Here is a 13169-nt window from a genome sequence, read left to right on the forward strand (position 1 = left end):
TCCCCAGGCCATGGCGTCCTCTTCTCCTCCTGACAACGATCGCAGGCCTGCCGCAGCGCCGGCCAAGCGCCCTTCCTTTCAGGGCAAGCGGGTGGTGGTGGCCCTGCTGATCGGCATGGTGATCGGCTGGGCCGTGGGGTTGTTCATGGAATCGATCGTGCAGCATTCCCCCACCTCGATCGACCCAGGCGATCTGGTCTGGCTGCGGCGCCTGCTGGCGGCAGCCGGAGCCCTGAGCGGGCTGGCGATCGAAGCGATGCGGCAGTTGCAGGCCGCCAATCCCGATCCGATTTACCATCAGAATCGCCAGGGTCTGCGGCGCAGATGGTGATCGGACCTGATCCCACCTATCCTCCGCCCAGCCTCCCGGATTCTGTGAAGTCGCTCGTTGCCCTCAGGTTCGGAGCCGGGCTGGTGGTCCTGGCGTTGCCCCTGCAGGCGTGCAGCCCACCGAAGCCACCGCCACCGCAGGCGCCCCTTGTTCAGATCGAGCAGCCCACACCACGCACGTTCAACGATCAGGCCACTTATCAGAGCACCCTTGAGGCGATCCGGGATCTGAAGCTGGCGGCTGAGATTGATGGGCGGATCGTGGCGATGCCGATGCGGGAGGGGCAGAGCGTCAGCCAGGGCCAGCCCCTCTTCCGCCTGGATCAGGTGCAGCAGCGAGCCGAGGTGGATGCGGCGGCCTCGGAGGCCCGCAGGGACCTGGTGAACGCCCAGCGCTTCATCTTCCTGAACGAGCAGGGAGCTGTCTCCACCCTGCAACGTGACTATTACGTCACCCAGGCCCTCACAAGCAGGGACAAGCTGATCGGCCAGCAGGCCACCCTGGCCTACAAGGATGTCGTCGCACCGATCGCCGGCCAGGTCGGCAGCATCGCCTTCAAGCTGGGTGACTTCGTGCGGGCCGGCACCGTGGTGACCACGGTGATCGATAACTCCGTTCTCTGGGTGCGTCTTGATGTGCCGGCCTCCCAGGCCTGGCGGGTGCGCCGAGGACTGCCTGTGATCCTGCAACTACCGGATCAACAGGGGCAGCTGGCCCGGGGCTCTCTCACCTTCGTGGCCCCCTCGGTGGACAAGACCAGCCAGACCCTGCTGACCAAGGCCACGTTCGACAACCGCGATGGCCTGCTGCGCAACGGGCAGCGGGTGAGCGCCACGCTGGTGTTTGCCCAGGAGCCCCTGCTCTCGATTCCAGAACGTGCGGTTCTGCTGCAGGCAGGCAAGACGTTTGTGTTCCTGGCACTGCCGGCGGCCGAGGCCAGCCGTCGACTTGGCCGTCCCCTGGCGAGCCAGCCCCCATCGGGCGCTCTGGTGGCTGTGCAGGTGCCGGTGCGGGTGGGCACTCTGCAGCAGGGACGCTTTGCGTTGCTGGAGGGATTGCAGAGCAGTGATCGTTTCATCCTCGGCAACCTGGCCCAGCTGCGTTCCGGCTCGGTGGTGCGCACGACTCCAGCGGGGTCCGCACGTCCATGAGCCTCTCGGACACCTTTATCCGCCGCCCGGTGCTCAGCACCGTGTGCAGCATCCTGATTCTGATGGCTGGCATCATCAGCCTGCCGCTGCTGCCGATTGAGAACCTGCCCAACATCGCGCCGCCCACCATTGCGGTGACAGCCAACCTGCCGGGTGCCGATGCCCTCACGGTGGAAAGTGCCGTGACCGGACCTCTGGAGGAGCAGATCAACGGGGCGCCGGGGATGGATTACATCACCTCCAACAGCACCGGCCAGGGGGTGAGCCAGATCAATGTCTATTTCAAGCCGAACACAAACGCCGATATTGATCAGGTCAATGTGCTCAACCGGGTGCAGACGGCCACGGCCCAGCTGCCTGAGCAGGTCAATGCCCAGGGCATCACGGTGCAGCAGACGGCGTCCAGTTACCTGCTGGTCTATAACCTCACCTCCACCAAAGGCCAGTTCGACCGCAACTATCTCAACGGTCTGTTTCAGCTCAACCTCCTCTACCCCCTCAGCCGTGCCGACGGGGTGGGCCAGGTCAATGTCTTTGGAGCCAGCGATCCTGCCTTTCGCCTCTGGGTCGATCCCCTCAAGCTGGCTCGCTTCAATCTCAGCATCAATGATGTGATTGATGCCCTCAGCTCCCAGAACCAGGTGGTGATCGCCGGCAGCATCGGCGGCCCCCCTTCGGTTCCGGCCAATCGCCTCACCTACCCGTTGCTGGTCAACGGCAACCTGGAAACGGTCCAGGAGTTTGAGAATCTCATCCTGGCCAAAGGCCCGGGCGGGAGCCAGACAGCTGAGGGATCGGATGGCGGCCTGATTCGCCTGTCTGATGTGGGCCGTGCCGAATATGCGTTTCAGAACTTCTATCAGTCAGCGATCAACGCCAAGACCGGTTATCCCTGTGTTGGGTTTGGCGTGATTCAGCTGCCCGGTAGCAATGCGATCTCAACCGCCAAATCGGTGGATACTGTTCTGAAGCAGTTTGAAAGTACCCTGCCTCCAGGTGTGCGGCTTGAAAAGGTCTTTGATCAGACTGACTTCATCAATGGCTCCATCGAAGCGGCGCTGGATGCCCTGCGCGACGCCGTTGTGCTGGTGCTGTTGATCATCTTCCTTTTCCTTCAGGACTGGAAGGCCACGGCCGTGCCTGCCCTGGCCCTGCCGATCGCCCTGCTCGGCGCCCTTGTCTTCGTAAAGGCGTTCGGATTCTCGATCAACGAACTCACCCTGCTGGGGATCATTCTCGCCACCGGCCTGGTGGTGGACGACGCCATCGTGGTGGTGGAAGCAGTCTCGGCCCGCATCGAAGCGGGCGACCCGCCGTTCAAGGCGGCCTCGAATGCGATGAAGGAACTCACCGGAGCCATCCTGGCCACCGCCCTGGTGCTGCTGGCTGTGTTCATTCCGGTCACCTTCTTTCCTGGGGCGACTGGCGTGATCTACCGCCAGTTTGCCCTCACGATCGTGTTTTCAATCCTGGTGTCCACCTTCAATGCGATCACTGGCAAGCCATTGCAGTCGGCGTTGCTTCTCGGAGGCGGCAAGACCAATCCCACCGGATTGAAGTGGACCCTGATTGGAGCCGCCATCGGTGGCCTTTACGGCTACATGGTGAATGCCTGGGTCACAATGCTGCTCTTCGGATTGCTGGGTGCCCTGATCGGCACCTTCCTGCAGCCGATCTTCAAGGCCTTCAACGCCTTCTTTGAGCGCCTGGCTGCCGGCTATGCCCGGTTGCTTGACCAGGTGATCCGCCTGCGGCGTCTGGTGGTTGCTGTTCTGCTCGGTGGCGTGGTGCTCACGGGCATTGCCTTCACGGCCGTTCCCACCGGCTTTGTGCCGACGGAAGACCAGGGCTACGGGCTCGGCATCATCCAGCTTCCGCCGCAGGCTTCGATCGAAGCCACCATGGAAGTTGCTGATAAGGCCAGAAAAATCATCGCCGAAGAACCGGAAGTTGTCTCTGGTGAGTTGATTGGTGGAACCGGATTCAATGGTGGAGCCTTTAACCAGGCCATCTTCTTCTTCGGTCTCAAGCCGATTGAGGAACGCACCTCTCCACAGCAATCGGCGCAGGCGATCATCCGTCGCTTCAACCAGAAGTTCCGTGAGATTCCCGGCGCCGTGGTTCTCTCCCAGTCTCCCGCCGCGGTGCCTGGGTTCAGCGCCCAGGGGGGATTCTCGTTTCAGTTCAACGACCTCAGTAATGGTGGCTATACGCCCACCGATCTCTCCAAGCTGTCTGATCAGCTGATCGTCAAGGCGCGGGCCACGGGGGATTTCTTCAATATCTATACTCAGTTCGTCAGTGATGCACCGGTCTGGCGGCTGGATGTGGATCGCGATCGGATGGCCTCGCTCGATATCAACTATGGCGATGCCATGGCCACTCTGGGGGCCCTGGCGGGAGGCCGCTTCGTGAATCCCACCTATGAAGATGGCCAATACCGGCAGGTGTACGTGCAGGCCGAAGGAGAGAGCAGGAGTGTGGTGGAGGATCTGGCCAATCTCTATGTGACCAACGGCAAGGGTCAGCAGATCCCTCTCTCCAATGTGATTCAGGCCCGGCTGGACAGCGCTCCGCCGATTGTCAGTCACTTCAACCTGTATCGCACCGTGCTGATCCAAGGGGCCGAGGCGATCGGCAAGAGCAGTGGTCAGGCGATCGACAGCCTGTCGCAGGCATTCAGCCAGCTTGATTTCAGCAACATCGGTATGGATTGGTCAGCCTTGTCCCGCTCCGAGGTGCAGGCCGGTTCCCTGGCGATCCTGGTCTTCGCCCTTGGCATTGTGGTGGTCTATCTGGTGCTCTCCGCCCAGTACGGCAGCTACATCGATCCGCTGATCATCCTGATGACCGTGCCACTGGCGATGCTGGGGGCCCTGGCCTTCCTGGTGATGCGCGGGCAGGTGAACAACGTCTATGCCCAGGTTGGGCTGGTCACCCTGATCGGCCTCGCTGCCAAGAACGGCATCCTGATCGTTGATCTGGCCAACCAGCGCCTCGAGCGGGGCGAATCGATCCCGGCGGCGGCCAGCGGCGCGGCTCGATCCCGCCTTCGCCCGATCCTGATGACGGCCATGGCGGCTCTGGCGGGCTTTTTCCCCCTGGTGATCGCCGATGGAGCCGGTGCTCTGAGTCAACGCTCCCTGGGATCGGTGATCTTTGGTGGCCTGCTGGTGGCCACTGTGCTCAGCCTGTTCGTGGTGCCCTCGTTCTATGTCCTGATGAAGAACCTCGAGCGCGACTGGTTTCCCGCCAGCGCCGACACCTCCGATCCTTTGGCCGACGATCCCGTACCCGCCGTGCAGCCCCCGGTTCCGCCTCAACCGTCGCCCTGAGCGGCTCTTTCCCAGGTTCGCTGCCTCTGTGCCATGCCTCTCCCCCCTCCTCCTGGCTACCGCCGCGGCCGTCAGCGGCGCGTTGATCGACGCCGCATCGCCCTGGCCGGCACTCTGATGGCCTCGGCGGCCACTGTTCTGGCGCTGCTGGCCCACCGCGCCATGCGCACCCCTGGCAGCCTGCTCACCCCGATCCCGTTGGTGAAGTTGGCGGTGGTGGTCAGCGTGGCCGGCGCCTGCGGCAGCTGGGGTGAAACGATGCGACAGCTGGCTCTGGTGGCCAAGGACGATCCGGACTCAGATCTCGGGGGGTGAGTGGGCGATGGCCCTGGCGGCTGAAGCCAGGTGCTGGTGGCACGGGGCTCACTCTCCGGCCAGCTGGTGGCTCGCTCGTTGGTCACTCATGACGGCTGCTACCGGCTGGTTCAGTGCCGGATGTCTGGACGTCATCTCTGACTCCGGCCGAGGCGCAGGCGGGCGGGCTGGAGCGCAGAAACTCCTGCCGGGCGCTGCTCAGGGTGGGGAAGATGTGATCGGCACCGATCGCGTCCAGCAAGCCCGCCCGCACCAACTGGCCGTAAAGATCCTGTTTCACCCGCGCCAGGCCCAGCACGATCTGCCGATGGCGGAGTTCCTGGATCAGCTCGATCAGCATGTCTGCCGCTGAGATGTCGATCTCCACGATCGCTTCGGCATTGACCACGAACCAGGCCACCGGTGTGGTTTCGGCCTCGATCGCGGCCAGGGCTCTGCGGCGGAAATGGTCGGCATTGGCGAAGCAGAGGGGCGCGTCGTAGCGGTAGATCACCAGCCCGGGCAGTGTCCGTGCTCCCGCCCAGTCGTGGATGTCGTGCAGACCCGCCAGCTGGGGCACCTCCCCCAGCACCGCATCGTTGGGCCGCACCAGCCGGCTGAACAGATCGATCACCGACAGCGCCACCGCCACGGCCACACCTGTGAGCAGGTCGGTGAGCAGCACCCCCGCCAGGGTGGCCAGAGCCAGCTGCCATTCGCTGCTGCGAAAGCTGCGCAGCCGCCGAAATTCGCCCAGATCAATCAGCCGCAGCGCCGCGTAGATCACGATGGACCCCAGGGCCGCCTTGGGGAACAGCGCCAGCACCGGCCGCAGGGCCAGCAGCACCAGGATCACCACCAGGAAGGCCACCAGGGAAAACACCTGGCTGCGGCTGCCGGCGGTGTCGCCGATGGCGGTGCGGCTGCCGCTGCTGCTCACCGGGAAGCCCTGCAGCAGCCCGTTGCCCAGGTTCACAGCCCCCAGGGCCAACAGTTCCCGGTTGGCATCGATCCGGTAGCCGTTGCGAGCTGCGAAGGCCCGGGCAGTGAGCACGTTGTCGGAGTAGCCCACCAGGGCGATGCCTGCCGCGGTGGGCAGCAGGGACCTGAGTGTGGGGAGCGTCTCCCCCAGGGGCAGGCTCAACTGGGGCAGCCCCGCCGGAATCGGGCCGATCACCGCCACGCCCTGACGGTCCAACTGGAGAGCCGCCACCACTGCCGTGGCCAGAAGCACCGCCAACAGGGGAGCCGGCAGGCTGGGCCAGCGCCGTTGCAGCACCACCAGGAAGGTCAGCACCGCCGCCGCCAGCGCCAGGGTGGGCCCGTGCACCTCCACGTGCCGTTGCACAAGCTCCTGGATCTGCCCACCGATCGAATCGGCCGCCAGGGTGAGCCCGCAGATCCTGCCCAGCTGACTGGTGATCATGATCACCGCCACCCCGGCCATGTAGCCCACCAGGATCGGCTTGGAGAGCAGATCGGCCAGGAATCCGAGCCGGCCCCAGGCTCCGAGGCAGCAGAGCCCACCCACCACCAGGGCCAGCAGAGAGGCCAGCCCGGCGTAGTGGCCTGGATCGCCAGCAGCGAGTGGACCGATGGCGGCGGCGGTCATCACGGCCGTGGTGGATTCCGGCCCCACCGACAGCTGGGGTGAGGAGCCCAGGAGTGCATAGAGCAGCAGCGGCGGCAGGATGGCCCACAGCCCGCTGATCGGGGGCAGTCCCGCCAGCTCGGCGTAGGCCATGCACTGGGGAATCAGGTAGGCCGCCACGGTGATGCCTGCCACCAGATCGGCCTTCCACCACTCCGGCCTCCCCTGGTGGAGCGGCTGCATCCCTGGCGGAGGCCAGGAGGGCCTCATGGGCTGGCGCCGTTCATTTCACCGGATACCTTGTCGCGGCCTTGTCCCTGCAGGTGGTGCGGGCCTGGTCGATGTTGCTGCCGGCTTCAACCTGCTCCAGGAAGCAGGTGCAGGTGAACTCCCCCATGCCAGCGGGTGGTGTCTTGCCGGCGGCGGCCATGGCGGCGTTGAAGCCCGCCATGCAGAGTGCCTTCACCTGATTACCATCAACAGCCCCGGCAGGTGCGGCCTGGCCGATCCCCATCAGCAGCACGGCCAGCCCCATCACTCGGACGCGTGGCCATCCGGAGCGTTCGCCTGAGGGAGACAGGCGGCTTGTGGCGGCAGACGGGCGAACTGCCGCGGCAGACGGGGGAACAGTGGGTGAGGTCATGCCGAGCAATTGGACCGTTACTCCTGAGGCTAGGAGCAGGGACGAGCCTGGTCAGAGTGAGCGGGAGATCACGGATCAGGTGAGCACCGATCAGATGACCATGATCAGGTGATCACGGTGGGCCGTGCCATGCCGGTGCGCCGGTGGATCTCGGCCAGCTGGTCGGTGGCCTGGATCAGATCGCCCAGCGCCTTCTGGGGATCCAGGGTGAGGGCACCACCGGGATGCACGTAGCTCTCCAGGTACACCCGCAGCGTGGCGCCCTGGGTGCCTGTGCCGGAGAGGCGCAGCACCACGCGGCTGCCGTCGTCCAGCAGGATGCGCAGACCCTGCCCCGCACTGGTGGAACCATCGACAGGATCGGTGTAGGAGAAGTCGTCGCAGGTGGCGATCGTCCGACCCGCGAAGCGCTCACCCTTCAGGCTGGGCAGCATGGCCTTCACCCGGCTGTAGAGCTCTGCGGCGGCGCTGGAGGCGATCGCTTCATAGTCGTGGCGGGAGTAGTAATGGCGCCCGAAGCGGGCCCAGTGCTCCGTCATCACTTCGGCCACGGAACACTGGCGGCAGGCCAGGATCTGCAGCCAGAACAGCACCGCCCAGAGGCCATCCTTCTCGCGGATGTGGTTGCTGCCGGTGCCGAAGCTCTCCTCCCCGCAGAGGGTGATGCGGCCGGCATCCAGCAGGTTGCCGAAGAACTTCCATCCCGTGGGCGTTTCGAAGCAGGCGATACCCAGCTCCCTGGCCACCACATCCGCCGCGGCACTGGTGGGCATGGAGCGGGCCACGCCGCTGAGCCCGTCGGCGTAGCCCGGCGCCAGGGTGGCGTTGGCGGTGAGCACGGCCAGGCTGTCGCTCGGGTTCACGAAGCAACCGGCCCCCAGGATCATGTTGCGGTCGCCGTCGCCGTCGCAGGCGGCCCCGAAGCGGTAGGCATCGCCGTCCAGGAGCAGGGCGGCCAGCTCGTGGGCATAGGTGAGGTTCGGATCGGGGTGACCGCCGCCGAAATCCTCAAGCGGGATGCCGTTCCGCACCGTTCCGGCCGGGGCCCCCAGCAGCCCCTCGAACAGACGGCTGGCGTAAGGGCCGGTCACGGCGTGCATGGCATCGAACGCCATCGGGAAATTGCCGCGCAGCAGGGCTCCGATGCGATCGAAGTCGAACAGGCCCTGCATCAGCGTCACGTAGTCTTCGACCCCGTCGATCACCTCCACCTCGAGGCTGCCGACCCTGTGGCGACCGGGTTGGTCGAGGGGGATCGGATCGGCGTCCTGGATCCGGTAGCCATCGAGCCCCAGGGTGCAGGCATAGATCGCATCGGTGACCGACTCCGGCGCCGGCCCGCCGTTGGCGCCGTTCACCTTCACCCCGAAATCCCCCTCCGGACCGCCGGGGTTGTGGCTGGCCGAGAGGATGATGCCGCCGATGGCCTGATGGCGGCGGATCAGATGGGAGGCGGCCGGCGTGGAGAGGATGCCGCCGGTTGTGGTGATCAGCCGCGCCACGCCGTGGGCCGCTGCCATGCGGACGATCACCTGGATGGCCTGGCGGTTGCCATAGCGGCCGTCGCCACCCACCACCAGGGTGCCGCCATCGACGCCCGGCAGTACCCGCAGGATCGCCTCGAGGAAACTTTCGAGGTAGTGCGGTGTCTCGAACTGGCGGCTGCTCTTGCGCAGGCCGGAGGTGCCGGGCTTCTGGTCGTCGAAGGGCCGCTCAAGCACCACTTGACGCACACCGCTGGTCATCACGTAAGCCGCAACAGACCCAAGCTACGCCTGGCCCCAGAACGGGCTGGCTCCGGCAACCGTCGCTAGCGTTTCTTCATGGCCGGGTCGCACTCTGCCTGCGCTCCTTTTGCCCCAGCTCGCCCGTGCTGCTTCCCTCGTCCCGCCCTGCCGGTCTGGCCCTGGTGCTGGCGGCCATTCTCGTGCCCCTGGCCCGTCCTGGCCAGGCGGCACCCATGGGGCTCGGCCCGGTCGATTCCTATCCCGCTGCGGTCCAGCAGACCCGCAAGGCAGCAGAAGCTGTGCTCAGCCATGCCGGCGCTGAAAGCTGCCTGCGGGGCAAGCTCACCAACGCCCTGCTCAAACTCAGCGCCAGCTGCTCGGCCGCTGGTCGTCAGGGCGGAGCCTGCGAGCTGGCTGACCGGGCCATCGTGGTGACGCCCTGGTCGGTGCCCTTCATGGAGAGCACATCCCGCGCTCTGCTGGATGCGGCAGAGGCTCCAGTGCCCTCTGCCCCTTGAACCGTTTCGGCGCTGAATCGGTTCACGAACGGTTCACTGCTGAAACGGTGACGAAGGTTTGTCGCTGGTCGCAGTCGGTTTGGCCTGGGCGCGGCAGATCACCATCAGGTCGCCTGCCGCCCTGTTGAGCGCTTCTCGTCTGACGTAGCTGTTGACCGCCGTGACCTCGGAGCCCTCCCGAATCTCCCAGAGCACGTCTTTGCAGGAGGCCGAAAGGCGCGGGTGATCGATCAGGCGGTCGGCCTGGTCCCGCGCCGGGGTGCAGGTGGCATCGTTGTTCTCACGGCCACAGTCCTGGGCGGCCAGCTGCAGTTGACGGAACTTGGCGTTGCTGGGGTAAGGGGGCAGATCTTTCCCCAGGGCCGCAGGCAACGGCAGGCAGAGCAGCAAGGGACTCAGCTGCAGCAACCTCAGCCCAATCCCTGATCGCTGGATCGCAGACTGCCCAGGCTGTGGTGCTCTGGTGCGGGTGGTTGCTTCCCAGGGCAGATCCAGCTGCGGCTCCACTGGCCTGGCACGGGAAGGGCCAGAGTTGGGGGCAGGGCTGTCAGCCATCACTCCGCTCGGACAGGCTGTTGCATCATGACGGGCCCTCACGATTCCAGCAGGCGCGGGCTCTCCAGCAGGTTCAGGGTGGTCACTCCCTGCCGCAGTGGTCGTTGCTGGTCGATCCAGTGATGGCGCAGAGCCGGAGCCAGCCACGGAGCCCCCGCCAGCAGCAACGCCCTCAGCCAGGGCTGGCCCTGCAGCAGCATCCCCCGTTCGGCCTCCTGGCGTTGCAGGGTCTGCAGGGTCCGGATCTCCGGCAGACGTTCGGCTGCGATCGCGGCCAGGGCGGCATCAAGCTGGGAAGCCGCTGGCTGGGCACCCTCCGCCAGAAGCGGAATCAGATGGTTCGCGGCAGCCAGAGCATCGCGCAAGGCCATGTTGATCCCCTGAGCCCGCACCGGACTCATCGGATGGGCGGCATCGCCCAGCATCAGCAGGCCAGGCCGATGCCAGCGGGGAGCCAGGCCCACGCGGACGGCCAGGGGCACCGGTGCCGTCGCGTGCACACTGCCGTTGCGCATCCAGGCCCTCAGCTCCGGCGGGCTCTGGCGGGCCCAGCACTCCGGCCAGGGGCTCTCCGCTGGCGTTGGCGTCGTCTGAACCGGGCCTGTCGCCACGGCGCGACGGGGACGAACCCAGGCCAGTTGCGCCACGCCGGTGGCCCCGTTGAACAGGCTGAAGATCCCGGCGGGGCCAACCACGGTGGTGAACCAGTCTCCCTGGGGCAGTGGCGGAGCGGCAGAGGTCGTGGAGGCCGCTGGCAGCCGGAACCAGAGCAGATCGAGGGGGCTGCTCTGCTCCTGCAGCTCCAGGCCGGCCAGGCGTCGCAGCAATGAGCTGCGCCCATCGCAGGCCAGGACCAGATCGGCCCGCAGCTCCTGGCCGTCCGCCAGCCGGATCCCCGCGATACGGCCGTTCTGCTCCACCAGCCCAGTGGCAGCGGTGCCTCGCAGAACCTGACAGCCTGGATAGCCCGCCGCCCGCTCCAACAGGCGCTCCAGCAGGGCCGGTTGGCTCACCAGGGTGCAGGCAGGGCCAGGGGCCAGGGGTTCCGCGGCCCGAAACAACTCCCGGCCGTCCAGCACGAAACGCCAGCCGGCCAGGGGCCGCTGGGGCAGTCCGTCCAGCAGGTCGGCACCGCCGATCTGTTCAAGGGCGGCCAGACCGCTGGGCATCAGGGCTTCGCCGCGGAAGACCCGATCCAGATTCCGGCTGGTTTCGATCAGGGTGAGCGGGATGCCCTGCTGGCTCAGCAGAAGGGCGAGGGCGGCACCGGTGGGCCCGCCCCCCACGATCAGAACCCGCGCCGGCTCGCGTCTCACCCCGTCGATGGCTGGAAACGGGGGCGGTTCAGGTGAAGGAGTTGTAATTGAGACCGTCGTGGGGTTTGTGCGTGGTGCCGCCGCTAAGACCGGTCTTTCGCGCCAGCAGATAGTCGACCAACTCCTGCTGCAGGGCCAGCAGTTCCTTGGTACACCCGCGGAAGGCGGCTCTATGGCGGATCTCATCATGCCGGGTGTGGAGATCCCGCAGCATCAGATTGATCGCATCAATGGTGGCTGACGGGTTGGGATCAGTGGCGCTTCTGTTGGAGGTCGCTGGCTGCTCCACTACGGCTCCGGCTCTTCGCGGTCTTCTGGGATCGTAGTCGCGTGCCCTTGACCGCACGTGCGCCGCAGCCGCTCGATCCGTCGCTCCAGCCCGGCCGTGATTCCCAGCTCGGCGCCGCTCCAGAGGCGATCGATCTCCTGGGTGAAGTGGCGGGCCAGGACAGGCGAGTCGATCACCAGCAGGGTTTCGTCGTTCTGGTGAGCGGCGGATGGACTCCAGTTGAAGCTGCCGCTGATCACCCGTTTCCCATCGATCACGGCGATCTTGTGGTGCAGTTTGTCGCCCCCGGCCAGCTGGGGGATGCCTACGCCTGCCAGCGGTTCCGTCCACTGACGATTGCCAGCCTCGATCTTGCAGCGCCGATCCGGCAGGGCCACCCCCAGCAGATCGAGCACCTCGCTGAAGGAGCGATTGGCGAAGCCGGGGTCGGCCAGCACCCGCATGGCCACACCGTTCTGATGCTGCTGCGCCAGCACGTTCGTGAGGTTCTGAGCCGAAAACACGAACAGGGCCAGATCGATGCGCCGCTGGGCCTGGGCGAGAAGCTGGCCCAGCCAGATCAGGCCGTTGTCGGGATCGCTGCGGCGATGGGGCGCAAACAGCACCTGCACCGGTGTGCCCTGCACGATCACCCGCTGTGGGGCACCGCCCCCCTTGCCGATCCCGAATCGGCTGTCGGCCTGGCCGCCGGGGCCGTCCCCCCACAGACGTTCGAATTCCGCCAGGAACACGGCCGCCAGCTCCCTGCTCTCGAAGCGCAGCAGATGGTTGACGTTGCCGCGGGTGCGTCGATCGTCCGGGTCGCCGTGGATGCCGGATGGGGTGAAGTTGGCCGAGCCGGTCATCACCACCCGGCCATCGACCACCAGGAATTTGTGGTGCATCAGGCCGCTGCCGGCGCTGCCGTCGGCGGTGTCGTCCAGCATCAGGACTCCGGCACGCTGCAGGATCAGCAGGGCATCGCCCCATCCCAGCGCCTTCAGCTGGGCCTGTCGATGGCGCAGATGGGGGACCAGATCGACAGGATGCTGCTCGCTCCAGGGGGTGCTGTAGGTGTTTTCAAGCACCAGCCTGACCCTCACACCCTGCTGGTGTTTGCGGGCCAGGGCCGCGGCCACCTTCGGCAGGGACAGCTCCTGGACGGCCACGGCGATCTCGCTGTGGGCCTCCTCGATGGTGCTCAGCAACATCGCTTCGAGGTCGTCGCCCTGTCGCCAGCGACCGTCGATGGGGCTGCGGTAATGGCCGGCGGTGCGGTGGTTGAAGCCCACATCGATGCCAGCTGGCAGGGGCAGGCGGGGCGGAGGCTGGCCCTGCAGGCGGGCGTTGGAGCTGCAGCTTGCCAGCAGCAGGCCCAGGCCCCCAACCAACAGAAGGGACCTCACCTGATGGCCGGCGCACCTGGGTTGAGGGTGGACG

Annotated in this window: 12 protein-coding genes; 5 read left to right on the forward strand and 7 right to left on the reverse strand. The window is 66.2% G+C overall.

Annotation, left to right across the window (positions count from 1 at the left end; genetic code table 11):
• Positions 1–10: 10 nt before the first annotated feature.
• The 4 genes from H8F24_RS09040 to H8F24_RS09055 all read left to right on the forward strand — a co-directional run bounded on the left by H8F24_RS09040 (position 11) and on the right by H8F24_RS09055 (position 5132).
• Positions 11–331, forward strand: coding sequence for a hypothetical protein (locus H8F24_RS09040; RefSeq protein ID WP_197158665.1), 321 nt, complete (start codon positions 11–13; stop codon positions 329–331).
• Between the two features lie 83 nt (positions 332–414).
• A complete protein-coding gene (locus tag H8F24_RS09045) occupies positions 415–1482 on the forward strand; it encodes an efflux RND transporter periplasmic adaptor subunit (protein WP_197171829.1) in 1068 nt (355 codons plus the stop codon).
• Positions 1479–4817: an efflux RND transporter permease subunit gene (locus tag H8F24_RS09050; RefSeq protein WP_197171831.1), complete on the forward strand. Its 3339-nt coding sequence runs from the start codon at positions 1479–1481 to the stop codon at positions 4815–4817. The genes H8F24_RS09045 and H8F24_RS09050 overlap by 4 nt, the downstream gene beginning before the upstream one ends.
• Positions 4818–4850: 33 nt before the next feature.
• Positions 4851–5132 (forward strand): hypothetical protein, encoded by a 282-nt coding sequence (locus H8F24_RS09055; RefSeq protein ID WP_197158668.1) that lies wholly within the window; start codon positions 4851–4853, stop codon positions 5130–5132.
• Between the two features lie 82 nt (positions 5133–5214).
• Here H8F24_RS09055 and H8F24_RS09060 read toward each other — a convergent pair whose 3' ends face one another.
• From H8F24_RS09060 to H8F24_RS09070, 3 genes are all read right to left on the reverse strand, one after another.
• Positions 5215–6945 carry a SulP family inorganic anion transporter gene (locus tag H8F24_RS09060; RefSeq protein ID WP_231598201.1) on the reverse strand — a complete coding sequence of 577 codons (1731 nt, stop codon included), beginning with the start codon at positions 6943–6945 and terminating at the stop codon, positions 5215–5217.
• A 40-nt stretch (positions 6946–6985) separates the two neighbouring features.
• Positions 6986–7237, reverse strand: coding sequence for a hypothetical protein (locus H8F24_RS09065; RefSeq protein ID WP_197158670.1), 252 nt, complete (start codon positions 7235–7237; stop codon positions 6986–6988).
• A 212-nt stretch (positions 7238–7449) separates the two neighbouring features.
• The gene (locus H8F24_RS09070; protein ID WP_197171835.1) at positions 7450–9090 is read right to left on the reverse strand and encodes an alpha-D-glucose phosphate-specific phosphoglucomutase; all 1641 of its coding nucleotides are present in this window, start codon (positions 9088–9090) and stop codon (positions 7450–7452) included.
• Positions 9091–9215: 125 nt separating this feature from the next.
• Here H8F24_RS09070 and H8F24_RS09075 point away from each other — a divergent pair, with 125 nt between their 5' ends.
• Positions 9216–9590, forward strand: coding sequence for a hypothetical protein (locus tag H8F24_RS09075; RefSeq protein ID WP_197171837.1), 375 nt, complete (start codon positions 9216–9218; stop codon positions 9588–9590).
• Between the two features lie 33 nt (positions 9591–9623).
• On the opposite strand, the gene H8F24_RS09080 is transcribed toward H8F24_RS09075, so the two are convergent.
• The 4 genes from H8F24_RS09080 to H8F24_RS09095 all read right to left on the reverse strand — a co-directional run bounded on the left by H8F24_RS09080 (position 9624) and on the right by H8F24_RS09095 (position 13120).
• A complete protein-coding gene (locus tag H8F24_RS09080; protein ID WP_197171839.1) occupies positions 9624–9998 on the reverse strand; it encodes a hypothetical protein in 375 nt (124 codons plus the stop codon).
• Between the two features lie 185 nt (positions 9999–10183).
• On the reverse strand, positions 10184–11431 hold the full coding sequence (locus H8F24_RS09085; protein WP_231598202.1) for an FAD-dependent monooxygenase: 1248 nt from the start codon (positions 11429–11431) through the stop codon (positions 10184–10186).
• A 58-nt stretch (positions 11432–11489) separates the two neighbouring features.
• Positions 11490–11750 carry a hypothetical protein gene (locus tag H8F24_RS09090; protein ID WP_322758286.1) on the reverse strand — a complete coding sequence of 87 codons (261 nt, stop codon included), beginning with the start codon at positions 11748–11750 and terminating at the stop codon, positions 11490–11492.
• Positions 11750–13120 carry a phosphatidylserine/phosphatidylglycerophosphate/cardiolipin synthase family protein gene (locus tag H8F24_RS09095; RefSeq protein WP_370594807.1) on the reverse strand — a complete coding sequence of 457 codons (1371 nt, stop codon included), beginning with the start codon at positions 13118–13120 and terminating at the stop codon, positions 11750–11752. The genes H8F24_RS09090 and H8F24_RS09095 overlap by 1 nt, the downstream gene beginning before the upstream one ends.
• Positions 13121–13169 lie beyond the last annotated feature (49 nt).

Origin of the sequence: Synechococcus sp. CBW1002 (assembly GCF_015840915.1) — a bacterium.
Taxonomy (GTDB): domain Bacteria; phylum Cyanobacteriota; class Cyanobacteriia; order PCC-6307; family Cyanobiaceae; genus CBW1002.